This is a genomic window from Desulfosporosinus sp. Sb-LF (assembly GCF_004766055.1).
Lineage (GTDB): Bacteria > Bacillota > Desulfitobacteriia > Desulfitobacteriales > Desulfitobacteriaceae > Desulfosporosinus.
This window is the reverse complement of record NZ_SPQR01000006.1, coordinates 32,565-55,597: the sequence shown is the minus strand read 5'-3', so window position 1 is coordinate 55,597 and position 23,033 is coordinate 32,565. Positions and strand designations below refer to the sequence as shown.

General features: G+C 47.0%; 30 protein-coding genes. All 30 read right to left on the bottom strand.

The features are described from left to right. Window positions 1-7 precede the first annotated feature (7 nt). Window positions 8-133, bottom strand: a complete 126-nt coding sequence (locus tag E4K68_RS21415; RefSeq protein WP_282432979.1) for a hypothetical protein — start codon at window positions 131-133, stop codon at window positions 8-10. Continuing rightward, complete coding sequence (deoC, locus tag E4K68_RS10200) at window positions 126-764, bottom strand: deoxyribose-phosphate aldolase (protein WP_199241741.1); 639 nt, start codon at window positions 762-764, stop codon at window positions 126-128. The genes E4K68_RS21415 and deoC overlap by 8 nt, the downstream gene beginning before the upstream one ends. 3 nt (window positions 765-767) lie before the next feature. Beyond that, on the bottom strand, window positions 768-1,676 hold the full coding sequence (era, locus tag E4K68_RS10195) for a GTPase Era (protein WP_135379081.1): 909 nt from the start codon (window positions 1,674-1,676) through the stop codon (window positions 768-770). Between the two features lie 110 nt (window positions 1,677-1,786). After that, window positions 1,787-1,981 (bottom strand): hypothetical protein, encoded by a 195-nt coding sequence (locus E4K68_RS10190; protein ID WP_206751205.1) that lies wholly within the window; start codon window positions 1,979-1,981, stop codon window positions 1,787-1,789. Then, window positions 1,951-2,145, bottom strand: coding sequence for a hypothetical protein (locus tag E4K68_RS20350; protein ID WP_158291403.1), 195 nt, complete (start codon window positions 2,143-2,145; stop codon window positions 1,951-1,953). The genes E4K68_RS10190 and E4K68_RS20350 overlap by 31 nt, the downstream gene beginning before the upstream one ends. Window positions 2,146-2,194: 49 nt before the next feature. After that, the gene (locus tag E4K68_RS10185) at window positions 2,195-2,425 is read right to left on the bottom strand and encodes a hypothetical protein (RefSeq protein WP_135378828.1); all 231 of its coding nucleotides are present in this window, start codon (window positions 2,423-2,425) and stop codon (window positions 2,195-2,197) included. Further along, complete coding sequence (locus E4K68_RS10180) at window positions 2,422-2,841, bottom strand: cytidine deaminase (protein ID WP_135379080.1); 420 nt, start codon at window positions 2,839-2,841, stop codon at window positions 2,422-2,424. Before E4K68_RS10180 ends, E4K68_RS10185 begins: the two co-directional genes overlap by 4 nt. Window positions 2,842-2,895: 54 nt before the next feature. Beyond that, a complete protein-coding gene (locus E4K68_RS10175) occupies window positions 2,896-3,279 on the bottom strand; it encodes a diacylglycerol kinase family protein (RefSeq protein WP_135378827.1) in 384 nt (127 codons plus the stop codon). 39 nt (window positions 3,280-3,318) lie between these two features. Continuing rightward, a complete protein-coding gene (ybeY, locus tag E4K68_RS10170) occupies window positions 3,319-3,792 on the bottom strand; it encodes an rRNA maturation RNase YbeY (protein ID WP_135379079.1) in 474 nt (157 codons plus the stop codon). A 103-nt stretch (window positions 3,793-3,895) separates the two neighbouring features. Continuing rightward, the gene (locus E4K68_RS10165; RefSeq protein ID WP_135378826.1) at window positions 3,896-6,160 is read right to left on the bottom strand and encodes an HDIG domain-containing metalloprotein; all 2,265 of its coding nucleotides are present in this window, start codon (window positions 6,158-6,160) and stop codon (window positions 3,896-3,898) included. A gap of 63 nt (window positions 6,161-6,223) precedes the next feature. Continuing rightward, window positions 6,224-7,441, bottom strand: a complete 1,218-nt coding sequence (locus E4K68_RS10160) for a sporulation protein YqfD (protein ID WP_135378825.1) — start codon at window positions 7,439-7,441, stop codon at window positions 6,224-6,226. After that, window positions 7,441-7,722, bottom strand: coding sequence for a YabP/YqfC family sporulation protein (locus tag E4K68_RS10155; protein ID WP_135378824.1), 282 nt, complete (start codon window positions 7,720-7,722; stop codon window positions 7,441-7,443). Before E4K68_RS10155 ends, E4K68_RS10160 begins: the two co-directional genes overlap by 1 nt. Window positions 7,723-7,881: 159 nt before the next feature. Further along, entirely contained in the window at window positions 7,882-8,334 is a 453-nt protein-coding gene (locus tag E4K68_RS10150) for a GatB/YqeY domain-containing protein (RefSeq protein WP_135378823.1), read from the bottom strand. Between the two features lie 13 nt (window positions 8,335-8,347). Continuing rightward, complete coding sequence (gene rpsU, locus E4K68_RS10145) at window positions 8,348-8,524, bottom strand: 30S ribosomal protein S21 (protein ID WP_106798030.1); 177 nt, start codon at window positions 8,522-8,524, stop codon at window positions 8,348-8,350. A gap of 114 nt (window positions 8,525-8,638) precedes the next feature. Then, complete coding sequence (locus E4K68_RS10140) at window positions 8,639-8,983, bottom strand: histidine triad nucleotide-binding protein (RefSeq protein ID WP_135378822.1); 345 nt, start codon at window positions 8,981-8,983, stop codon at window positions 8,639-8,641. A gap of 75 nt (window positions 8,984-9,058) precedes the next feature. Beyond that, complete coding sequence (gene mtaB, locus E4K68_RS10135) at window positions 9,059-10,384, bottom strand: tRNA (N(6)-L-threonylcarbamoyladenosine(37)-C(2))-methylthiotransferase MtaB (protein ID WP_135378821.1); 1,326 nt, start codon at window positions 10,382-10,384, stop codon at window positions 9,059-9,061. 68 nt (window positions 10,385-10,452) lie between these two features. Then, window positions 10,453-10,665, bottom strand: coding sequence for a hypothetical protein (locus E4K68_RS10130; RefSeq protein ID WP_135378820.1), 213 nt, complete (start codon window positions 10,663-10,665; stop codon window positions 10,453-10,455). An 86-nt stretch (window positions 10,666-10,751) separates the two neighbouring features. Continuing rightward, entirely contained in the window at window positions 10,752-11,093 is a 342-nt protein-coding gene (locus tag E4K68_RS10125) for a hypothetical protein (RefSeq protein WP_135378819.1), read from the bottom strand. A 26-nt stretch (window positions 11,094-11,119) separates the two neighbouring features. Beyond that, a complete protein-coding gene (locus E4K68_RS10120; RefSeq protein WP_135378818.1) occupies window positions 11,120-11,857 on the bottom strand; it encodes a 16S rRNA (uracil(1498)-N(3))-methyltransferase in 738 nt (245 codons plus the stop codon). Beyond that, window positions 11,844-12,785, bottom strand: coding sequence for a 50S ribosomal protein L11 methyltransferase (prmA, locus tag E4K68_RS10115; protein ID WP_135378817.1), 942 nt, complete (start codon window positions 12,783-12,785; stop codon window positions 11,844-11,846). Before prmA ends, E4K68_RS10120 begins: the two co-directional genes overlap by 14 nt. A gap of 15 nt (window positions 12,786-12,800) precedes the next feature. Then, a complete protein-coding gene (gene dnaJ / locus E4K68_RS10110) occupies window positions 12,801-13,916 on the bottom strand; it encodes a molecular chaperone DnaJ (protein WP_135378816.1) in 1,116 nt (371 codons plus the stop codon). 498 nt (window positions 13,917-14,414) lie between these two features. After that, window positions 14,415-16,250: a molecular chaperone DnaK gene (gene dnaK / locus E4K68_RS10105; RefSeq protein WP_135378815.1), complete on the bottom strand. Its 1,836-nt coding sequence runs from the start codon at window positions 16,248-16,250 to the stop codon at window positions 14,415-14,417. A 19-nt stretch (window positions 16,251-16,269) separates the two neighbouring features. Next, the gene (gene grpE, locus E4K68_RS10100; protein WP_135378814.1) at window positions 16,270-16,878 is read right to left on the bottom strand and encodes a nucleotide exchange factor GrpE; all 609 of its coding nucleotides are present in this window, start codon (window positions 16,876-16,878) and stop codon (window positions 16,270-16,272) included. Between the two features lie 156 nt (window positions 16,879-17,034). Continuing rightward, window positions 17,035-18,066 (bottom strand): heat-inducible transcriptional repressor HrcA, encoded by a 1,032-nt coding sequence (hrcA, locus tag E4K68_RS10095; protein ID WP_135378813.1) that lies wholly within the window; start codon window positions 18,064-18,066, stop codon window positions 17,035-17,037. 95 nt (window positions 18,067-18,161) lie between these two features. Continuing rightward, window positions 18,162-18,581 carry a hypothetical protein gene (locus E4K68_RS10090; RefSeq protein ID WP_158291402.1) on the bottom strand — a complete coding sequence of 140 codons (420 nt, stop codon included), beginning with the start codon at window positions 18,579-18,581 and terminating at the stop codon, window positions 18,162-18,164. A gap of 100 nt (window positions 18,582-18,681) precedes the next feature. Next, window positions 18,682-18,951 (bottom strand): hypothetical protein, encoded by a 270-nt coding sequence (locus E4K68_RS10085; protein WP_135378811.1) that lies wholly within the window; start codon window positions 18,949-18,951, stop codon window positions 18,682-18,684. A gap of 79 nt (window positions 18,952-19,030) precedes the next feature. Next, the gene (hemW, locus tag E4K68_RS10080; protein ID WP_135378810.1) at window positions 19,031-20,179 is read right to left on the bottom strand and encodes a radical SAM family heme chaperone HemW; all 1,149 of its coding nucleotides are present in this window, start codon (window positions 20,177-20,179) and stop codon (window positions 19,031-19,033) included. Window positions 20,180-20,243: 64 nt separating this feature from the next. Continuing rightward, window positions 20,244-22,049, bottom strand: a complete 1,806-nt coding sequence (gene lepA / locus E4K68_RS10075; RefSeq protein ID WP_135378809.1) for a translation elongation factor 4 — start codon at window positions 22,047-22,049, stop codon at window positions 20,244-20,246. A gap of 118 nt (window positions 22,050-22,167) precedes the next feature. Next, window positions 22,168-22,503: a hypothetical protein gene (locus tag E4K68_RS10070; protein ID WP_135378808.1), complete on the bottom strand. Its 336-nt coding sequence runs from the start codon at window positions 22,501-22,503 to the stop codon at window positions 22,168-22,170. Further along, window positions 22,500-22,946, bottom strand: coding sequence for a GNAT family N-acetyltransferase (locus E4K68_RS10065; protein WP_135379078.1), 447 nt, complete (start codon window positions 22,944-22,946; stop codon window positions 22,500-22,502). Before E4K68_RS10065 ends, E4K68_RS10070 begins: the two co-directional genes overlap by 4 nt. Window positions 22,947-23,033: the final 87 nt, after the last annotated feature.

The following is a 23,033-nucleotide window of genomic DNA, read 5'->3' as shown; positions in this document are numbered from 1 at the left end:
TCCTTGGCTACAGGGACACTAGGCCATCCTTGGCCGTCGGATGGCGCTTTTGGCGGGAACCCCGCTCCCCAAAGCCAGTCGCTTGAACGGTTAGTTGCTCTGCGTCGTAAGCACTGAGCGCTGTGTTATACAAGGACCGCGCTTGTGCCCAGACGTTCCGCCCCGGCCTCCACAAGCTCAAGTGCAAACTCCTTAGTCCTCACTCCACCCGAAGCCTTAACTTTCACATCATCCCCGACCCAGGCTTTTAAGTTACGCACATCTTGGACAGTGGCTCCACCTCCAGCAAAGCCAGTCGAAGTCTTAATATAATCAGCTCCCGAACGTTTGACAATTTCAGCAGCCATTTTCTTCTCGTCTTCCGTGAGCAAACACGTCTCAATGATTACCTTGATGAGCAGCCCGACCCAATGAGCAGCTTCGACTACACGAAAAATATCCCGCTCGACCGCTTCCCAATTACCGGATTTTGCCCACCCGACATTCATCACCATATCAACTTCTTTGCCCCCATGAGCTTTAACCATAAATACTTCCTGAACCTTCACTTCCGTGAACGTCGCCCCCAAAGGAAAACCCACAACAGCAGAAATGCCAATCCCCGTGCCATGTAAAAGCTTTGCCGCCATCTGCACATAGGTCGGGTTTACACAAACCGTAGCAAACCTATGTTGCTGAGCCTCATGACAAAGCGCCACAATATCCTTTTCCGTAGCTTGTGGTTTCAACAACGTGTGATCCGTCATCCCTGCAAGATTTATCATACTTTATCCTCGTTCCTTTCCATATCCGTAATTACGCAAACTATCCACTCGATTACGCCAATCTTTCTTGACCTTTACCCAAAGTTCCAAAAACACAGGACTCCCCAATAAAGCCTCAATATCTCGACGAGCCAAGCTCCCAATCTCCTTGAGTTGTTTACCACCCGCCCCGATGATAATCCCTTTCTGAGAATCGCGCTCAACCACAATCAAAGCACGTACTTTAACCAACGTCTTCTTTTCCTCTACCTCTTCGATGACAACCGCAATCGAATGCGGGATTTCATCATGCGTCAACTCAAGCACTTTTTCACGCACAAGTTCTGCCATGATAAACCGCTCCGGCTGATCCGTCACTTCATCTTCCGGATAATACATAGGACCCTTAGAAAGCTGGCCAAAAATCACATTCAATAATTCATCCGTATTTTCCCCTGTTTTTGCCGATATAGGAACAATCGCCTTAAAATCCATAAAGGCAGAAAATTCCTGGACTCTACGCATCAACTGCTCTTTAGTCAAAAGATCCACTTTATTCAAAACCAAGACACAAGGGGTCTTAGTCTGCTTGAGCATTTGAATAATAAACTCTTCACCAGGGCCGTATTCGGCAGAAAGATCCACCATGTACAAGATAACGTCAACCTCACGAATGGATTCCTTCGCCGCTCCGACCATGTATTCCCCTAACTTATGTTTAGGTTTATGGATTCCGGGAGTATCCAAAAAGACAATTTGTCCCCGTTCCTCCGTCAAAATACACTGGATGCGATTCCGAGTGGTCTGAGGCTTATCGGACATAATAAGTACTTTCTGTCCCAATAAATGATTAAGTAAAGTAGATTTCCCCGCATTCGGCCTTCCTATAACCGATACAAAACCCGAACGAAATTCTTTTGATGTTGAAACCAACAGTGATGCCACTTCCCTATCTCTTTATACTTTAATTATTTTTAACTTTATTACTTACCATAACCTTAAATTATCATGTCTATTCAAATCACAAACGTTACGACTTGTACTCAGACGGTGCACATGAAATGTGCCGTCCACTCAAATGTTCCATCTCCCGCCCGTCCTTCGTTCCTCCCGACCCAAGCCCAGGACGCAGTGTGACACAGCGCGACGTCTTTACGTAAGCAGCCCAGCAAACTTCTGTTCAAGCGACCGACCCCACGACTTGTACTCAGACGGCGCACATGAAATGTGCCGTCCACCCAAATGGTCCATCTCCCGTCCGTCCTTCGTTCCTCCCGACCCAAGCCAAGGACGCAGTGTGACACAGCTCGACGTCTTTACGTAAGCAGCCCAGCAAACTTCTGTTCAAGCGACCGATCCCACGACTTGCACGCAGACGGCGCACATGAAATGTGCCGTCCACCCAAATGGTCCATCTCCCGTCCGTCCTTCGTCCCCCACGTCCTCCCGACCTAAGCCCAGGACGCAGTGTGACACAGCACGACGTCTTTACGTAAGCAGCCCAGCAAACTTCCGTTCAAGCGACCGACCCGAAACACGGGGCAGTGCACAGGACGTGCACTGCCGCCAATGCGCCAAGGATGGCGCTTTTGGCGGGAACCCCGCTCCCCACAGCCGGGAGCTTGAACGGTTAGTTTGCTCTGCGTCGTAAGACCGAGCGCTGTGTGACACAAGTTCCTCACACAAGGCCTACGAACGCATCCGGCAATAACACCTTCAAGCTAGTCTTCTTTGTTTGCCCCTGCCCATTAATTAAAATAACTGGGCAGTCCACTGCAAACTCGCGGATCACTTGACGACATGCACCACAGGGAGAAGGAAACTCATCTGTCGGCACAGCAATGGCAATTCCTTTCAATTCCCGTTCACCCCGAGCCACGGCTTGGAAAATTGCATTTCGCTCCGCGCAGACCGTTAAACCGTAGCTCACATTTTCAACATTACATCCGCTATAAATCTCCCCTGATGCAAAAAGCACCGCAGCTCCTACTGGGTAATGTGAGTACGGTATATAGGCCTGCCGGTAAGCTGCCTGAGCCCGATTCATGAGTTCATGCACCTTCTCTGCCTCGATTTCTAATTCTAGCACTGCTTCTATTGCTTCCGTCTTGGAGGGTTGATTCTGATTCAAGCACAAAACTCCTTATCTATCCTAAAAGATCTTACCCGCGAAGCGAAACAGTCGTGGTAAAAAGACGATCATGCCAATCACCACGGCTTGTATCGCAGTCACCAAAACAGCGCCTGCGGCCACATCCTTAGCCATACCCGCCAAAGGATGAAAATTTGGTTGTACCATATCTACCACAATTTCGAGGGCAGTATTCATTACTTCTGCACCCACAACACTGCCAATCGCCAAAATAAGAATCAACCATTCAAAACTCGAAACCTCGCTCCACCAAGCGCAGCACAACACTGTAATTCCTGCTATACCGTGAAACTGTAAGTGCCCCTGAGTTTTCCAGGTATATAACATCCCCCGCCAAGCCTGATTTAAACTGCGACAAAACCCTGGCTTCTGATATCTCCCCATGCTTTCCTCCGTTTAGTAACGTTCGAGAATCCTTAGTGGCTATACTCTCTCTAACCTAAGTATAGCCATCACCTCTTCTTCTTTACTGCGCATCTCTTGTTTATCTTGTTCTTCTTCATGATCATACCCTAATAGATGAAGTGTCCCATGGACAGCAAGGTAAACAATCTCCCGCTCGAAGGAATGACCGAATTCCTCAGCTTGCTCCCGTGCCCGCTGAGCAGAGATTACGATATCCCCGAGCATTTCGTCTTCAAACTCAGAATCTGGTTCCTCTTCCGTTTCTTCTTGCAAGGCAAACGAAAGCACATCTGTCGGACGATCCACTCCTCGATACTCTCGATTCAGCTCATGAATGCGTTGGTCATCGACTAACATCAGGCTTACTTCAGCTTCCTCTGGACCACCAGACAGACGAATGGCTTCCTCAATAGCTCGATTTAATAAACCGGCAAGCGGCTCACGATGGTCAAGTAAAACAGACTCTTCTTCCCAGGCAATATCCAAGATCACGTTTTTACGGGCAAACCCCATCCCTATCGAAACACGAATGTAGGCCACCCTTTCCCCCCTTCAAATCAAGAACTTGTCTCCTATATGTGCGTCAAACTCTAATCTATCGAGTCTCTGTCGTCTGGTTTTCTGGCTCCTTCTCCTTTTGGGTCCCTTCCCCAATCTCTTTACCAGAATCTTCTATGGGTTTCTTCTGTGCCACAACATTCCCGCTCTCCCGTACAGTTGGCAACTCTGGATATTCAACGCGGGAGTGGAATATCCCGCTCAAAACACGAACAAAGGCCATCGAAATTTTATCTAAGTCCTGAAATGTCAAGTCACATTGATCTAACTGTCCGTCATTAAGCTTATCCTTGACAATTTTCCGAACAAATCCCTCAACGCGCCCTGGCGTGGGCTGTTTCATTGACCGTACTGCCGCCTCCACGTTATCAGCCAGAGTGACTAAGGCAGCCTCTTTGGTCTGAGGTTTAGGCCCTTCATAATGGAAGGCTTCCTCCGGAATTTCTTCATTTTCCTCCAAGGCCTTATGATAAAAGAAGCTAACTAATCCATCTCCGTGGTGCTGAGCAATAATATCTTGAATCTGCTGCGGAAGCTTATTTTCCCTCGCCAACTCCAACCCATCCTTGACGTGGGAGGTGATAATCAGTGAGCTTAAGGTCGGAGCAATCTTATCATGGGGGTTATCTTGGGTAAATTGATTTTCAATAAAAAAGTAGGGACGTTTCAATTTTCCAATATCATGATACATAGCCCCAACCCTTACTAACGTGGCATCAGCCTGCACAGCTTCCGCGGCAGCTTCCGCTAGATTACCTACTAAAATACTATGATGGTAGGTCCCTGGTGCCTCCATCAGTAAACGCTTCAATAACGGTCTATTGGGGTTAGATAGCTCTAAAAGTCGAACCGAAGACGTAATATGGAATCCCGACTCAAACCAATGTAAGGCCCCGACCGTTAAAAACGAAGACGCTACTCCGTTGACAATTCCTAGGATCAGACCTACAACCCAAACCATTAATCGCATTCCTGTGGTTAAGCCAATTGCGCTTACCGTCAACACATTAATCGCAGATACAAATAGTCCAGCACGCGCCAAGTCTGAACGCTGACTTAAGTGAGACACACTGTGAACCCCAATAAAACCTCCAAAAAGAGCCACTAAGCCTGTTTGAAGACCAAATGAGGTTGAAAAAGAAGGATCTACTAATACCGCTACAAAAAATGCTAAGACCACTGCGATCAATAATGCAACACCCAGATCAACCAAAATAGCTACCGACATGGTGGCCCAAGCGACAGGAATAAGCATTCCTGCCAAGGAATTAAAGTCAATTCCTCCTAAATTTAAGGCGATCACCCCGCGTCCGATGACTAAAACCAAGCTCATGCTCAGTCCGATCAGGACCATAAGACGGGTTGAGCGCAAAATATCCCGTTTATTCTGGTACAGATAAGCGATAATAGTTCCCATTCCAATGAGGACCATCAACGCGATCCCAGAAGCCGCCTTCCAAGTGTTGCGATTATTAATTAGCCCATAGGCAGCCAATACCCTATAAATCTTTTCGTCAACTATCTCACCGGCACCGACAATTTTCTGATTGGCCTTGTAGCGGATTACATTCGGTTTAACACTACTTCTTGCCGCAGAACGCAATTTATCCGTCGTTTGTTCATCAAACTTTAAGGTAGGATGGATCACTTCTTGTTCCACAAACGCCTTCAGGAATGTTTTGACATCCTCTCGTAGCGTCGACTGGTTTAGGTCTGATGTGATTCTTTCACGAAGTAACGCAACGTCTGCTTCTGATTTAGCTCCTAAATCAGCATTGCGCGCTTTGCTTAAAATAATGTCTCTACCGATCTGTTCCGCTAAATTCAGGGTATCGGGAGAACTCTTCAATAATGAGGAAAATACCCCCTCTGGCAAATCGGAAAACGGTTGTGTTTGCTTTAGTTTACTGACTCGTGCACTTTCTTCTGCCGTGGTCGGCGCTGTATCATGAAATGCCGCAAACGCCTTTCCAAGATCTTTGGTGAGCAGGAGCAAATAATCCTCGTCAGGCTTAAACATCGGTTGAACGGCTTTTGCCGCAGCGTCCTGGTCTTGGGTATATTTCTCAGTATCCTCAATATCCTTGTCCCACTGCGCTGTAATGAGTTGTGGACTAGGGTCTCCTACTTCCAAATGTAATTTGGCAACAAATAGGCTTGATGATAATAGCACTGTAAACAACAGAAAATACATCACCCCAACAATGGCACGGAGCCAGTTGGTGTGATGTCTAAGCGGATCCAAACGGCTGGATAGCCCCTCCCAAATCTTTCTGACCTTTCTGATCTTCAATACCATCATCCTTACTTCACTGTACCTTACCTCTATTCGCTCGTTTACTAATTTTAAGAATCCTTCATTCCTTTAAGGATTGGCATACACCGCCAAATCCTCGTATGTTTCCACCTCGACTCTAACCCGTTCGGCACCGGGATTGTTCGGAAGAACCTTCACGTTTTCTCCCACAATCGGAACCATAGGCGTGATTTTCTTCTGGACTTCATTCCGAGCTGATTGTTCAGCAAGTTGGCGTGCTTCAGCAACAGACCGTTCGATATGCACATTATGAAGTTCTTTATAGTCTACCCTTATAACTTCGACAGGGAAACTCCAATTCCTCCAGGTTGGCAGGGAATGACTCACGACTTCTTTATTAGCCTTCTCAAACGGAGAATCCTGCGTCGTTACCATTATGACGCGTGAACCGAATTTTATACCCCATCCTGTGGCAACTTTTCCACTTTCCTCAACTTTGTCTTCCGTCAAAGGGATTTGTTTATCCGTACTATACCACACCCTGGCACGAACAAACCCTCTCGCCGCAGAATTCACAGGAGTTGGTTTGGCACTTTGAGTATTCGTTCCAGGACTTGAAGTATTCGGCGCACTAGTAAGACCTTGTGTTGCCGCCTGCGTGATCAAGACCTGCCCCGCTCGTACGATTTCTCCTTCATGTACCTGGGGAGTACCCTGAATGACCATGATTTCCTTGACAAGTCCAGCATGACTAGCAACAAGATTCCCCGCCTCCTTAGGTATAGAAGGACGAATTTTCTCTGAAATCTTGATCCTAACAGCGGTTCCGTTTCGTTCCACGCCAATCCAAGCCGCGTCCGGCAATTGTTCCTGAAGCGCTTTGGCAATCTGATTTAAATCCAAACGTTTCGAATAGGCCAAGGTTTTAAGCCCGAGTTTTTCTGCTCGTTCTAAAACCTCAGGAGTCATAACATTGCGATTTCCTGACACAGAAATCGTAAGTACAAGCTGAGACAAAATGCTTAATGTCAAAGCAATCATGGCGATTCCCGCTAAAAGTCCCTTTCTACGCCACCAACGTATTGCAATAAAAGGCCAACCATATTTAGCGATAATATGAACTCGTGTGTGGGTTTGGCGCGCAGCCCGTCGCAAACGCCGAAAATCTGCCAACTTAATCTGCGCACGCATTCCTCGTTCTGATTTTTGAGTATGATACACAATCACACCGTCTTTTAACGCTTGATTTAAAAATTGTGGCAAATGATCTCCCCTGGCGAGGAAAAAAATACGTCCTTGCCAAAACGTCCGTAATCGTTCAAACATTATTTTATCTCTCCTCCTTCAAACGAAAAGGATGATAACTCCCCTTCGATCCGTAGTTCTGTTGATAAAATAACCTTAAGTCCAAGTCCCCTTCCCCTAAAACAGATATCTCCCTGAGTGGTTTCTAAACGAATTTCTTCTTCGGAAAAAACCAAAATGCTAATATAGTTTTCAACCAAAATTTCCTGACGCCCAGTTATCGTAATTTTCGGACCATCTTCCACCACATCAGGTGGGAAATCCAAAACATCTCCGACGTTCTTCTTTAATTTCTTGAACATTAAAAAGCCCCTCCCCTCTACATGATATTTATGAAGGGAAGAGCAAGAATAGTCCAAGCCTGTTATCTAATTGTTTTTCTTCCTCTTTCAGGAATAAAACTTACCATGAAAAGGGACTGGGCTGCCTTAGCAACCCAGTCCCTTTTCATGGTAAGCGTATTATGCCCCGAGCATTTCCCGTACAAGCAAATTAACTACTTTGCCATCTGCACGGCCTTTCGTCTTAGGGGATAATGCCCCCATGACTTTACCGAGGTCTTTAGGGCCTTGAGCCCCCACTGTGGCGATGATCTCTTGAACGAGCTGGCGAATTTCCCCTTCGGAAAGCTGTTGAGGAAGGTAGTCCATTAGAACAGCCATTTCCTCTTCCAGAGCCTTAACCTGTTCGGGGCGATCCGCTTGCCCAAAAACTTCAAGCGCATCTCGACGCAGTTTCAGTTCGCGTGCTAATACTTCGATGACTTGAGCATCGTTAAATTCAATTTTCTTGTCAATCTCAGCATTCTTTATAGCTGCTCTAGCCATTCGGATAACGGAAAGTCTTACCTTCCCCTCCTCTTTGGCCTTCATGGCAACCTTCATATCCTCAACGAGGCGATCCTTCAGGGTCAATTCGAGACACTCCTTACTTAAACTTGCGTTTACGTGCAGCTTCAGATTTCTTCTTTTTCTTCACGCTTGGTTTTTCATATGCTTCGTGCTTACGAGCCTCAGCACTAACCCCTGCCTTTTGACAAGTACGCTTGAACCGGCGGAGTGCCGCATCCAGGGATTCGTTTTTACCAACTTTGACTTCACTCATTGTCTTATCCCTCCCTCCACTGGATCATCCACAAATATACCTTTACTATTATACTGGATGAAGTAGGTTGCGTCAAGTTCACTTCAGCATTCGTGTACTCATTCTCCCTAAAAATCACCCAATCTTGGCATTAAGAGCCTGCCCCCCGAGCAAATGAAAGTGGAGATGCCCTACGATTTGACCCCCATCGGTACCAGTATTCGTAACCACCCTATAACCGGATTCCGACACTCCGAACTCACTAGCCAACCGACGGATCACACTGAAAGTATGTCCGATAAGACCTTCGTATTCGGGCGTTACATCATTAATACTACACAAATGGCACTTGGGAATAACGAGCAAATGCACAGGAGCTAAGGGTTGAATATCTTTAAATGCAATCACCTGATCGTCTTCGTACGCTATTTCGCTAGGAATCTCTTTCAAAGCAATTTGACAAAAAATACAATCCTTCATTTACATTCTCCTTGCCTCTTTATCTTATTCGACTGAAGTGTTTAAACTTCCTAAATTCAAAAATATTTTTTACGCTTATAATCCCTTGATATGCTCTTCTTTCAAAACGACCGTTACAAACTGCCTAGAAACCCAGGCCTGTCCTTCCTCACGAGCCGATAAATGAACCTGAAGATAATGTGGCGTATGCCCCATGGCATTTCCCTCAGGATCAATCCATTCGATCAGCACTTCCACAGGTTTCCCGATAAAACGACGAACAAACGCATCCTGACTATCACGGGCAACCGCTAATAAATCCTTCACCCGTTGCTCTTTAACTTTCTTCAAAACTTGATCAGGATAGTCTGCGGCGGGGGTTCCCTTCCGTTTTGAATATGGAAAAACATTAATACCCGAAAAATCGCAGGACTTCACAAAAGCTAAAGTCGCTGCATGATCCTCTTCCGTTTCCCCTGGAAAGCCGGCGATGATATCTGTTGTGACTGCAAGGTTTGGAATCTGATGACGCAGTCTGTCAAGCAAATCACGATACTCGCTTAGCGAGTACGGACGCCGCATGCGAGTTAATATCCTATCGCTACCACTCTGTAAGGGCATATGTAAATGAGGACAGACCTTATCCGAAGAAACAATGCTCTCGATCAGCTCAGGAGTGTATTCCATGGGCTCGATTGAACTCAAACGCAATCGGCGAAGCTGGGGAATTTTTACGAGTTCCCGAACCAGGCGAGCTAAGTTCCAACCTTGTTCTAAATCTTGTCCATAAAACCCAGTATGAATCCCAGTCAGGACAATTTCCGGATACCCCGCTTCAACCAAACGACGAGCCTCAGCAATCGCCATCTCAGGGAGGCGACTCCGCAACGGACCTCGAGCATAAGGAATAATACAATAGGTGCAGAATTGATTGCATCCTTCCTGAATCTTTAGAAACGCTCTAGTACGGTGTTCTTCACGAAGTTGTGGAAGCTCTTCAAACTCCTTCGCTTCCCTAATTCCATGTACCGCGTTCTGAGGATCTTGCTCTTCCTTGACTCGCTCAATCCACTCCAAGATCTTCAACCGATCTTGTGTTCCCAAAACCAGATCAACGCCCTCAATACCCAGAACCTCTCCTGGCGCCGTTTGCGCATAACACCCCATGACTACCACAATACTCTCCGGATGTGTCTTCACCATACGACGAATAACTTGACGGGATTTACTATCTCCTGTATTCGTCACAGTACAGGTATTAACAACGACAACATCCGTTTCCTCTGAAGCACCGACCACCTGATAGTCCGCCTCCCGAAATAGCTGGGCCATCGCCTCGCTTTCGGTTTGGTTTACTTTACAACCAAGAGTGACGAAACAAACCGACAAATGTTCTTTGACTTGTTCGACTTGGCAAGACATATAAAATCCACCCTTTTTCAAAACAACTAACGAGTTTAATCCTTGAATAACGTTTCAAAGTCCACTCTTCATACCCCTACCTCACGCAGACGGTGCACACAAAATGTGCCGTCCACCCGAATGGTCCATCCCCGTCCCTGTCCCCACCGTCCCCCGACCCAAGCCTGGGACGCAGTATAACAGAGCGCGACGTCTTTACGTAAGCAGAATAGCAAACTTTCGTTCAAGCGACCGACCCCACGACTTGCACGCAGACGGTGCACATGAAATGTGCCGTCCACCCAAACGATCCATCTCCCGCCCGTTCTTCGTTCCCTCGTCCCCTCGGCCCAGGCCCCGGGACGCAGTGTGACAGAGCGCGACGTCTTTACGTAAGCAGAATAGCAAACTTCCGTTCAAGCGACCGACCCCACGACTTGCACGCAGACGGTGCACATGAAATGTGCCGTCCACCCAAACGGTCCATCCCCCGTCCGTCTCCATCGTTCCCACCGTCCTCCCGGCCCAGGCCCCGGGACGCAGTGTGACAGAGCGCGACGTCTTTACGTAAGCAGAATAGCAAACTTCCGTTCAAGCGACCGACCCCAGACACGGGGCAGCGCACAGGACGTGCGCTGCCGCCAGTGGGCCATGGACGGCCCATCTGGCGGGAACCCCGTTCCCCAAAGCCAGTCACTTGAACGGTTAGTTTGCTCTGCGTCGTAAGCACTGAGCGCTATGCCACACAAGTCCCTTCTAGCCTAAATCCCCATAATGGGCCAAAACCATGGTGAGCGTTGCCAAGGAAGCCGTTTCCGTCCGGAGAATTCGCGGTCCGAGCGAAACACTTTGAGCCCCCAATTTTTCTTGAGCCCAGGCCACTTCGGCAGACTCAAAGCCCCCCTCAGGACCAATAAGTATAGCAATAGGTCGTTCTGAATCTAGTGTGTTAAGTACGGTGGTTAAACGCTGAGTCTTTTCCTCTTCATAGGGAATAAGCCACTGGGTGCCTTGCGGCAAATGACTCTCTAGTTCTTTCCAATCGCAGACTGCTAATATTTCGGGTTCCTGAACCCTATGAGACTGTTTCGATGCTTCTGATGCAATTTTTTGCCAACGAACGACCCGTTCTTGAGCTTTGCTTCCCTCAAGGTGCATGATCGAACGTTTTGCTCGCAATGGGATGAGACCCTTCATGCCCAGTTCGGTGCCTTTTTGGATTACCCATTCCATTTTCTCCCCTTTGGAGAGTCCCGCAACAATGTAAACAGAGGTATGGGCCTCCACATCGGGATGATCCGTACTAAGAATCAGACAGGTTACGCTTTTGTCCTCGATCTTCCGGATAACACTGGTATACTCCGTCCCGGTGTTATCAAAACCAATGATTAAATCTCCAGGTGAAAGCCTGAGAACCCGGACGAGATGGTCACGTTCCGAATCACGCAACCAAAAGACTTCTTTGCCAAGCTCTGTAATTTTAAACCGATTCATGCTTAGCCCACCTTGCTCGAAATAATATCCAACCAGAATCTTCAACACGTTCTATTATTTCAAGCCCAGCTTCCTTTAATCCCAATTCCACCTCGTCAGCTCGATTTTCGATAATGCCCGAGGCTAAAAATTCACCGTCCGGGCGTAATATACGTTTCAAATCAGAGAGTAGGATTAAAATAATATCTGCAATGATATTGGCAATCACGACATCGGCTTGTCCCGTGAGCACAGTCCCTAAATCCCCAAGCAAAACCTCTACTCGATCATTCACTTGATTCAAGTCGACATTTTCCTGAGCAACCCTTGTTGCAACCGCATCAAGATCCACCGCCGCCACCTTCGCCCCTAGTTTTGCGGCTGCAATCGCTAAGATACCGGAGCCTGTCCCCAAATCGAACACAGTTTGTCCCGGTTTAACGATGTCTTCCAGCGCTTCCAAACACAGCGTGGTCGTAGCATGAGTCCCAGTACCAAACGCCATACCAGGATCGAGTTCCAGAACAATATCTCCTGGTAAAAGTTCTGCCTGCTCCCAGGTTGGTTTAATAAGGAAATTCTTTCCGATACGAATCGGTTTAAAATAAGCCTTCCACGCGGTTGCCCAATCTTCTTCCTTTAGCGAGACCCCTTTAGCCTGAACAACCCAGTTTGGAAAACGTTGTACAAGTTCTCGGATCCCCAAATCAAGATTCTCAAGTTTGCTTGCTAACTCCTCATGTTCTGGGAAATAGCCCTTGACTACAGATATTCCTGTGAGTTCCACTTCGCCAAAATCATGGTAATCCCATGCTCCCGATTCCACATACTTCTGCAAGAGTTCGGGGTCTTCCACGCTAACACCAGGGCACCCCAACTGATAAAAAAGGTCGGCAACCGCTTCCTCTCCTTCAGATGAAACGGTTACCGCCACTTCACGCCAATTCATCGCGTAGTCTCCTTTTTACCCCATCGCATCGCGAAGGTTTTCCTTGAACTTTTCAAACAATGACTTCTTGCCCATTTGTTGATGTTCCGGGGTTTCATCTCCAAATTCACGCAAGAGTTTCTTTTGTTTTTCGTTTAGCTTGGTTGGCGTCGTCAGAAGAACCCTAACATGCTGGTCTCCACGACCACTTCCTCGACGATGCGGCACGCCATGTCCTTTAAGCCTGAAGATCGTAGACGTTTGTGTTCCTTCGGGGATTTTCATCTTAACCACCCCGTCAAGGGTCGGAACATCGACCTCTGCACCCAAGGCAGCATGAATAAAGGTGATTGGAATCTCGCAATAAATGTCATTTCCATCACGTTCGAAGAACTTATGTGGCTTAACCTGTAAAACAATATAAAGGTCACCTGAGGGCCCACCTTTAGCCCCAGCTTCACCATCTCCGCTGAGCCTCAAGTTTAAGCCATCCTCGGAACCTTGTGGAATACTAACCTTAATCGTTTTGACCTTGCGAACTTTTCCTTGTCCATGACACGTCGAGCATGGGCTACTGACCGTACGCCCTTCCCCGTGACAGGTTGGACAGGTTCGAGCCGTTTGAACTTGACCAAAAGGCGTCCGCTGAAGTACTTTAACTTGCCCGCTGCCCTGACACTGTGAACACGTTGTCGGGTGTGTCCCAGGTGCTGCACCAGAACCCTGACAATCCACGCAAGTTTCGTCCCGCGGAATTTGAATTTCCTTTTCAACGCCAAATACTGCCTCTTCAAAGGTCAAAGGCATAGCATAGCGCAGATCTGAACCCCGTTGCGGGCCACCCCGCCGTTGCCCGCCACCACCGCCAAAAAACATATCAAAAATATCACCGAAGCCCCCAGCATCTCCAAATCCACCACCTTGGTTGGGATCTGTTCCAGCATGACCAAATTGGTCATAACGCGCCCTTTTCTCCGGATCGCTCAGGACATCATAAGCATCGGCAGCTTCCTTGAATTTTTCCTCCGCAGCCTTATCACCCGGATTGACATCAGGGTGATACTGGCGAGCTAACTTCCTATAAGCTTGTTTAATTTCCTGTTCGCTAGCTGACCGCCCGACCCCGAGCACCTCATAGTTATCGCGTTTCATGTTTTTCCTCCACACTCCTGCTTGACCATCCGCTCTGACGGTAAAAAGTATTTAAGTTCTTTAGTATTATATGATCCTTCCCCTTCAAGCACAAGGAAATATCCTTATAAAGGATTTTTATCTCTCTATACCATAAACTCAAAAAATGCGGGCACAAAGGCTTTAGCACCTTTGCACCCCCAATATTTCCCTCTAGGCATATCATTCCTCAGATGATCGAAGCTCAGCTTTACCAAAGTTGGGAGCAAAGCAATTCAACCTCCAACCCTCGCCGTTCCCAGCCCCGGATGGAGTTAATTGCGGAGCGAACCCATTCAGCAGAGTCGCGTCCATCGTGCTTCGATTACGAAGCGCAAGCGTGGCAACGGTTCACATTCGACGGAACAGGATGTTCCTAGTGTCGCATGCGCCAAGGATGGCATTGCATGCGACCAGAACAGCCCAGAGGTTTTGCCAACGCTCGCTCGTAATCAAGCATGATAGCGACGGCGCTGTGGGTTAATCCTTCTTCACTTCCGTGAATTCAGCATCCACAACATCATCATCTTTTTTAGACTGCTCTTCCGCACCAGGCTGTGCCCCTGCATTTGGATCTTGGGCCGCTTGTTGTTGATACATTTTTTCGATGTATGGATGAAGGACTTTGTTCAGTGCCTCAGTTTTCGCATTAATCTCTTCGACGTTATCAGCGGCAGCTGCTGCTTTCAAGTCTTCCATTGCTTTTTTAATGCTGTCAACTTCTGCAGCATCACCCTTACCTTCAAACTCTTTCAAGGTTTTCTCTGTTTGATAGGCCAGTGAATCAGCTTGGTTCTTAGCATCGATCAGTTCTCTGTTTTTCTTATCTTCTTCAGCATGAACTTCAGCGTCTTGCTTCATTTTCTCGATATCTTCCTTAGAAAGACCTGTAGAGGAAGTAATGGTCACTTTTTGTTCATTTCCAGTAGCGGTATCCTTCGCAGAGACGTGAACAATACCATTGGCATCAATATCGAATTTCACTTCGATTTGTGGAATACCACGTGGTGCAGGAGGAATACCTGAGAGTTGGAAACGTCCGAGCGTCTTGTTGTAGCTCGCCATTTCACGTTCCCCTTGGAGTACATGAATATCAACGGAGGTTTGATTATCTGCAGCGGTTGAGAACGTTTGGGATTTAGTGGTCGGAATGGTAGCATTCCGTTCAATAATCCGAGTGAATACTCCACCAAGGGTTTCAATCCCCAAGGAAAGTGGGGTAACATCCAGCAAGATCATATCCTTCACTTCACCGCTAAGAACGCCCCCTTGAATAGCCGCACCCATGGCGACCACTTCATCAGGGTTGACCCCTTTGTGAGGTTCTTTTCCGCTTAATTTCTTAATAGCTTCTACGACGGATGGGATACGGGTAGATCCACCCACTAAAATAATCTGATCAATTTTACCCCAGGAAAGTTTGGCATCTTCAAGGGCTTGGCGTGTGGGACCAAGAGTTGAATCCACGAGATCCGAAATAATTTCTTCGAACTTAGCCCGAGAAATATTCATATCCAAATGTTGAGGTCCCTCTTCCGTCATGGTGATGAACGGGAGATTGACGTTTGAGTTCGTTACACCAGAAAGCTCGATCTTCGCCTTTTCTGCAGCCTCTTTTAAACGTTGGAGGGCAACTCGGTCTTTAGAAAGATCTGCACCATGACTTTTCTTATATTCTGCCACCATATAGTCAATCAAGCGTTGGTCAAAATCGTCGCCACCTAAATTATTATTCCCACTCGTAGCTTTCACTTCAACCATGCCCTGACTTAACTCGAGGACTGACACATCAAAGGTTCCGCCCCCTAAATCATACACTAAGACGGTTTGGTCGTTCTCTTTGTCAAGACCGTACGCAAGCGCTGCGGCTGTTGGTTCATTAATAATACGAAGTACTTCAAGCCCGGAAATGGCTCCTGCATCTTTAGTAGCTTGACGCTGGGCATCTGTAAAATAAGCAGGAACCGTAATGACCGCTTGGGTCACCGATTGCCCAAGATAAGCTTCTGCATCCGTTTTAAGCTTTTGGAGAACCATTGCGGAAATTTCTTGTGGGCTATAAGTCTTATCTTCAATCTTCACTTTAAAGTCAGAACCCATATGACGTTTAATGGAACTAACGGTCTTGTCGGGGTTTGAAACAGATTGGCGCTTGGCTACCTGACCCACTAATCGCTCACCAGATTTTGAGAAACCTACAACAGATGGAGTAGTCCGGTTACCTTCCGCATTAGGGATGACAACTGCTTCTCCGCCTTCCATAACTGCAACGCAAGAGTTTGTTGTACCTAAGTCAATACCAATTATTTTTCCCATTGTTTTCTTCCTCCTTTAACTAGTTCGAAACTTTAACCATACTAGGGCGTAAAACTTTTTCTTTGAGATAATACCCTTTTTGCAGTTCTTCCACGACGGTATTCTCAGGATGTTCTTCAGATTCGACCCGGAGAACCGCTTCATGAAGGTTCGGGTCAAACGGCTGGCCAACAGCTTCCATCGCCTTTAAGCCTTCTTTGCCAAGCGTATTTTGCATTTGGCGAAGAATCATATCCACACCTTGTGAAAAAGATGTAAAATCAGGATTAATTTGAGCCGCACTGGCCGCCCGTTCAAAATTGTCCAAAACGGGAAGCAACTCTCCTACAAGGCGTTCGGACGCATATTTTATAAGTTCTGTTTTTTCCTTCTGCGTCCGTTTTCGGTAGTTATCGAATTCTGCCTGCAGACGTTGCAACCGATCGAAATGTTCCTCTGCTTTAGCTCTGGACTGAGCAAGCTCCGCCTCTAGCGTCAGAATTTTCTCTTGAGGGCTCATATCCTTGTCATCCAGGCTTTCTTCGTCCTGGACCAAATTCTCAGGTTCAAGCTCTTGTGTGCCCTGCATACGCTCCTCGTCCATACTCAGCTTTCGGTCTTTGAGAGTTTCTTCTCTCATTCGCCCCATGTACAATCACCTCTCATATCAAAAACTATACTATTATATTTAACGGACCAAAAGGCCCAGTCACCGCATCAGTAATTTACAATCCATCACGGCCGTTCGAAACTAATCGCAAATAACGACGGCGCTGTGGTGAGCGGAGTAATTTCACTCCATCCGTCACCGCCTGCGTTTCGTAAGAATTTCCGTGAGGCTGCGTGTCATAAAGTCAACAATAGCAATCACTTTGCCATAGTCCATTCGGGTTGGCCCCAGCACTCCTACCGCTCCGATAGTCAGTCCATTCACTTTATAAGTTGCGGAGATCACACTACAATCATGAAATTCCTTCAACCTATTTTCTCCACCAATGGTAACATTTAGTCCCTCATGATGAGGACTCAGCAGTTTTTTCAAGGGCTCATTTTCTTCAAACACTTTAAAAAGGGCTTTAACCTTACCTAAATCCCGAAATTCGGGCTGATTGAGCATATTGAGAGTCCCGCCCAGATAAATACGTTCCTCTTCTTCGCTGTCATCCAAAATCGCACTTAAAATATCTAAGGTATTATCGATCAAGTGTCTTTGGCGAGACAGTTCACTGTAAATTTCATGTAACATGGTACGCTTAACCTGATCTAGAGAATACCCTCGCATCTTCTGGTTGAAGATCCCAGCTACCTGCTGCAGTTCTTCAGCCGTCAGATTCTCCCCGACATCTATGATATGGTTTTCTACAGCACCATTTTCTTTCACGATTACCATGATAACCTGACCCGGTTGATATGGCAAAAAGTGCATTTTGCCAAACGTACTTTTCCCTTTATTCGGTCCAAGAACAAGGCTTGTTAAATTGGTAAGTTCAGACAACAATTTACTGGTGTGTGAAATGACTTCCTGAATCTCATGAATCCTCCTTGTGCTATCCCGCTCAATGATTTCCTTTTCCTCTTCATTGAGTGTTTGAGGATCCATCAGGCAATCTACAAAATAACGATACCCCGCATCCGAAGGAATTCGCCCCGCAGACGTATGCGGTTGTTCAATGAACCCCAAATCTTCCAAATCAGCCATCTCATTACGAATCGTCGCTGGAGACACGCCAAGATCAAATTTGCGTGCAATCGTTCGTGAGCCAATTGGTTCAGCGGTAGCAATATAATCCTGAACAATCGCCCTAAGTATCTTTCGCTTGCGTTCATCCATTTGCATCTTGCTTTCCGCCTTTCCTATGGGGTTCCCCATATGTAGATTTTTTGTTTGTTAGCACTCTATTAAGATGAGTGCTAACAACTTATGACATCACATTACCACTGAAAATTCCCTTTGTCAAGAATCATTTTAGATAAATTATTACGCCAGACGATGCACATAAAATGTGCCGTCCACCCGAATGGTTCATCTCCGTCTGTCCCCTGCGTCCCCCCGACCCAAGCCCAGCACGCAGTGTGACAAAGCGCGACGTCTTTACGTAAGCAGCCTAGCAAACTTCCGTCCAAGCGATCTGACACCACGACTTGCACGCAGACGGTGCTCATGAAATGTGCCGTCCACCCAAATGGTCCATCTCCCGTCCGTCCTTCGTCCCCCCACGTCCTCCCGACCCAAGCCCAGGACGCAGTGTGACAGAGCGCGACGTCTTTACGTAAGCAGCCTAGCAAACTTCCGTCCAAGCGACCGACCCCACGACCGGCACGCAGACGGTGCACATGAAATGTGCCGTCCACCCAAATGGTCCATCTCCCGTCCGTCCTTCGTCCCCCCACGTCCTCCCGACCCAAGCCCAGGACGCAGTGTGACAGAGCGCGACGTCTTTACGTAAGCAGCCTAGCAAACTTCCGTCCAAGCGACCGACCCCACGACCGGCACGCAGACGGTGCACATGAAATGTGCCGTCCACCCGAATGGTCCATCTCCCGTCCGTCCTTCGTCCCCCCACGTCCCGACCCAAGCCCAGGACGCAGTGTGACAGAGCGCGACGTCTTTACGTAAGCAGCCTAGCAAACTTCCGTTCAAGCGACCGACCCCAGACACGGGGCAGTGCACAAGGACGTGCACTGCCGCCAATGCGCCAAGGATGGCGCTTTTGGCGGGCACCCCGCACCCCAAAGCCAGACGTTTGAACGGTTAGTTTGCTCTGCGTCGTAAGCACCGAGCGCTATGTCACACAAGTCCCCTATACAAACTCTTGCAAAATAGAATTCGCTACAAACGAATAGTTCGGATTTAGGCGAAAATAGTCCCCCTGAATTACAAAAACATTCCGATGTTTATATCGTTCCAACACGTCACTATAAATATCCCTAAGATCTACTCCAAAATCATTGAAAAACGAGGAAAGCTGAACCCCTTCATCAAGGCGCAAGCCTAAAATCATGCGCTCTGCCATGCGTTCACGCAACGATAACACTTCTCGACCTGCTTCATCGAGAGGGCTTTCTCCAGCCTTAAGACGACTTTCGTAACAATTAATCTCTTCGATATTCTTCCAACGAACCTTGTTTAAGCAAGATACACCACCAGGGCCTAGGCCCAAATAATCTGTTCCCCGCCAATAGCCTAAATTGTGCTGGCATTCATAGCCAGGGCGAGCGAAATTTGAGGTCTCATACTGCCTATACCCTGCGTTTTTTAACCGCTCAACAGCCCATTCGTACATCTCAGCTTGTAGATCATCATCAGGAAGCCGCCTTATCTCCTTCGTTTCCTCCCTATATCGCTCATAAAGCGGTGTACCTTCTTCCAACATTAAACCATAGAGAGACAAGTGCTCAGGCGAATACGACAATGCTTCCTCTAAAGACGCCTGCCAAGCCACACTATCTTGTTCAGGAAGTCCAAACATTAAATCCAGGTTAATGTTATCGAATCCTGCCGATCTCAATCGCCGAATTGCTTCGCGGGCTTGCCTAGCGGAATGAGCACGGCCCACAGCGCTTAACAATTGGTCATCAAAAGCTTGAACCCCCAGTGAAAAACGATTGATACCGTAGCTCCGTAAAATATTGAGCTTTTCATCCGTGAGGGTTCCTGGATTTCCCTCAACCGTCTTCTCTGCTTCTTGGCTCATAGGAAAGTTCCGAAAAATCATCTCCAGCAAACGTTCTAACTCTGCTTCTTTTAACACCGTCGGAGTCCCCCCGCCGATAAAAAGAGAAGACACCCCTTGAGGGGCATCTTTTTTTCGCTTAGCCACTTCGATTTCTAAGCCCTTTAAATACACGCATACTTGGTCCTTAGGAGAATTCATCAGTGAATGAGAATAGAACGCGCAGTATTCGCATTTTTGCAAACAAAATGGGACGTGTACGTATAAGGATGGCATACCTGTGCACACTCTCTCCCTCATTATTTAGGCAGCATAGCTCATTCAAAATACGTGAGCCACACTAATCATCAATCTGTAAAACCGCCATGAACGCATTTTGAGGAATTTCCACGTTTCCTACTTGTTTCATACGTTTTTTCCCTGCTTTTTGCTTCTCAAGAAGCTTACGTTTCCGGGAAATGTCCCCCCCATAGCATTTGGATAAAACGTCTTTCCGCATAGCACGAACCGTTTCACGGGCAATAACTCTATTTCCAATGACAGATTGAATCGGGATCTCAAACATTTGCCTTGGAATAATTCCTTGAAGTTTCTCTACAAGTTTTTTCCCCCGATTATAGGCCTTTTCTCGATGAATGATGAAGGAAAGTGCATCCACCATTTCTCCATTTAGAAGCACATCGATTTTGACCAAATCAGTCTCTTTATAACCAGTGAGTTCATAGTCCAGCGATGCATACCCTTTGGTCCTTGATTTCAATTGATCAAAGTAATCAAAGACAATCTCACTGAGCGGGAGTTCGTACGTCAATTTAACCCGATTCGTCGACACATAGTCCATGTTAGAATACGTTCCACGTTTTTCTTGGTTTAATTCCATAATCGTCCCGACATATTCCGCTGGAACCAAAATCGTCGCCTTAACAACTGGCTCTTCGATACTCACGATTTGGTCAACGGGCGGAAGGTTTGAAGGATTATCGATGCTTATAACTTCTCCTCGCACCGTGTGAACTTTATAGATTACGCTCGGCGCCGTGGTAATGAGATTCAGGTCATACTCCCGTTCCAAGCGTTCCTGGATAATCTCCATATGGAGTAATCCTAGGAATCCGCAACGATAACCAAAGCCTAGAGCAACGGAGGTTTCCGGTTCAAAGATTAGACTTGCATCATTAAGGTGAAGCTTTTCCAAAGAATCTCGCAACCGGTTATAATCGCTAGCCTCAACAGGATAGAGTCCACAAAACACCATCGGCGTAGACTTCCTGTACCCTGGAAGAGGTTCAATGGCAGGATTTTCTGCATCTGTGATCGTATCCCCGACCTGAGTATCCTTAACATTCTTGATACTAGCAGCGATAAAACCAACTTGACCTGCTTTAAGTTCCTCGACAATGCGCATCGCAGGAGCAAATACGCCCACTTCCGTCACTTCGAAGACCTTTCCAGAGGACATCATTTTCATCTTTGTCCCTTTGGAAACCCGTCCCTCTACAATTCGCACGTAGGAAATAGCGCCTTTATAAGCATCAAACTTAGAATCAAAAATCAACGCCTTCAACGGTGCTTGGTCTTCTCCCTGTGGAGGAGGGACCATTGTCACAATCCTTTCGAGAATCTCCTCAATTCCGATTCCCGACTTAGCCGAAGCAAGAATAGCTTCGCTGGCATCTAAACCGATCACATCTTCAATTTCTTGTTGGACGCGCTCCGGCTCTGCACTTGGTAAATCAATTTTATTAATCACTGAAATGATCTCAAGGTTATTTTCCAACGCTAAATAAACATTGGCCAATGTCTGAGCTTCAATTCCTTGAACCGCATCGACAACAAGTAAAGCCCCTTCACAAGCCGCCAAACTACGCGATACCTCATAAGTGAAGTCCACGTGTCCCGGCGTATCAATGAGGTTCAGCTCATAAACCTCTCCATCGTTGGCTCTATAATTTAACCGCACAGCCTGTAGTTTAATGGTAATCCCACGCTCACGCTCCAGATCCATGGAATCAAGCACTTGCTCTTCCATTTCACGTTTGCTTAAGGCCCCCGTATATTCGATTAGCCGGTCGGCCAAGGTTGATTTACCATGATCGATATGCGCAATAATAGAAAAATTTCGGATACGTTGCGAAGCCTGTGCCAAGGTCTTCCCCCTCATTTCTGTAATTCAAAAAATAACTGATTCTTTTTTCTTAGAGAATCATGACATTCTAATCAGTAATTATATCAGATTTAGAGTGGATTTCGCAAGAATCGTGAAATTATCTCCCTGATAGTTTATCTTTCATATAAATATTGGAACTTGCGCTCAGACGGTGCACATGAAATGTGCCGTCCACCCAAATGGTCCATCTCCCGCCCGTCCTTCGTTCTCCAATCCAAGCCCGGGACGCAGTGTGACAGAGCGCGACGTCTTTACGTAAGCAGCCCAGCAAACTTCCGTTCAAGCGACCGACCCCAGATACGGGGCAGTGCACAGGACGTGCACTGCCGCCAGTGAGCCAAGGACGGCTCATCTGGCGGGCACCCCGCTCCCCAAAGCCGGGAGCTTGAACGGTTAGTTTGCTCTGCGTCGTAAGTACCAAGCGCTGTGTCACTCAAGTCCCCCTCTACGTAAACCTATCATCCGAGTCTCCGTCCAACTCATCGTTTTGTAGAAATTCAAAGCCTTCGTGTTGTTCCGATCAGCGAGTAACCGCAAACGCCTTACGCCTCGTGCGATCGCCCAACCTTCAATGGACAATAACAGATTCTTTCCTAAACCTTGACCTCTATAGACGTCTTCTACAACTAAGTCTTCGACTAATGCAACTATTCCACCCTCGGCAGTGGAAACCAAAAGCTGTGCCGTGCACATTCCCACAATTTGTTGATTTAACTCAGCTACCATTATGCACCGATTTGTGTCATCGCATAGCATCATTTCCAAACCCCTTTGTTGAGCTAATTCATCGACTTTAAAATTGGTTTCTATAGAAAACAAAATTTTAAGCAGTCTAGTCATACTGCTAATGTCAGAGTAGTTAGCTCTTCTAATCATGTAATTAAAGCTCTGACCATTCACGTTCTGCCACCCCTAACAAATTCATTCTGAAGTTTCAAACCTAAAAGCCAAAAACCTTCTTTC

Excerpts from the sequence above, each read along its gene's own strand:
- deoC (WP_199241741.1), bottom strand. The coding sequence starts at position 764 with ATGATAAATCTTGCAGGGATGACGGATCACACGTTGTTGAAACCACAA.
- E4K68_RS10175 (WP_135378827.1), bottom strand. The coding sequence starts at position 3,279 with ATGGGGAGATATCAGAAGCCAGGGTTTTGTCGCAGTTTAAATCAGGCT.
- E4K68_RS10165 (WP_135378826.1), bottom strand. The coding sequence starts at position 6,160 with ATGATGGTATTGAAGATCAGAAAGGTCAGAAAGATTTGGGAGGGGCTA.
- E4K68_RS10160 (WP_135378825.1), bottom strand. The coding sequence starts at position 7,441 with ATGTTTGAACGATTACGGACGTTTTGGCAAGGACGTATTTTTTTCCTC.
- E4K68_RS10155 (WP_135378824.1), bottom strand. The coding sequence starts at position 7,722 with ATGTTCAAGAAATTAAAGAAGAACGTCGGAGATGTTTTGGATTTCCCA.
- rpsU (WP_106798030.1), bottom strand. The coding sequence starts at position 8,524 with ATGAGTGAAGTCAAAGTTGGTAAAAACGAATCCCTGGATGCGGCACTC.
- E4K68_RS10140 (WP_135378822.1), bottom strand. The coding sequence starts at position 8,983 with ATGAAGGATTGTATTTTTTGTCAAATTGCTTTGAAAGAGATTCCTAGC.
- mtaB (WP_135378821.1), bottom strand. The coding sequence starts at position 10,384 with ATGTCTTGCCAAGTCGAACAAGTCAAAGAACATTTGTCGGTTTGTTTC.
- E4K68_RS10120 (WP_135378818.1), bottom strand. The coding sequence starts at position 11,857 with ATGAATCGGTTTAAAATTACAGAGCTTGGCAAAGAAGTCTTTTGGTTG.
- prmA (WP_135378817.1), bottom strand. The coding sequence starts at position 12,785 with ATGAATTGGCGTGAAGTGGCGGTAACCGTTTCATCTGAAGGAGAGGAA.
- dnaJ (WP_135378816.1), bottom strand. The coding sequence starts at position 13,916 with ATGAAACGCGATAACTATGAGGTGCTCGGGGTCGGGCGGTCAGCTAGC.
- dnaK (WP_135378815.1), bottom strand. The coding sequence starts at position 16,250 with ATGGGAAAAATAATTGGTATTGACTTAGGTACAACAAACTCTTGCGTT.
- grpE (WP_135378814.1), bottom strand. The coding sequence starts at position 16,878 with ATGGGGCGAATGAGAGAAGAAACTCTCAAAGACCGAAAGCTGAGTATG.
- hrcA (WP_135378813.1), bottom strand. The coding sequence starts at position 18,066 with ATGCAAATGGATGAACGCAAGCGAAAGATACTTAGGGCGATTGTTCAG.
- hemW (WP_135378810.1), bottom strand. The coding sequence starts at position 20,179 with ATGCCATCCTTATACGTACACGTCCCATTTTGTTTGCAAAAATGCGAA.
- E4K68_RS10065 (WP_135379078.1), bottom strand. The coding sequence starts at position 22,946 with ATGATTAGAAGAGCTAACTACTCTGACATTAGCAGTATGACTAGACTG.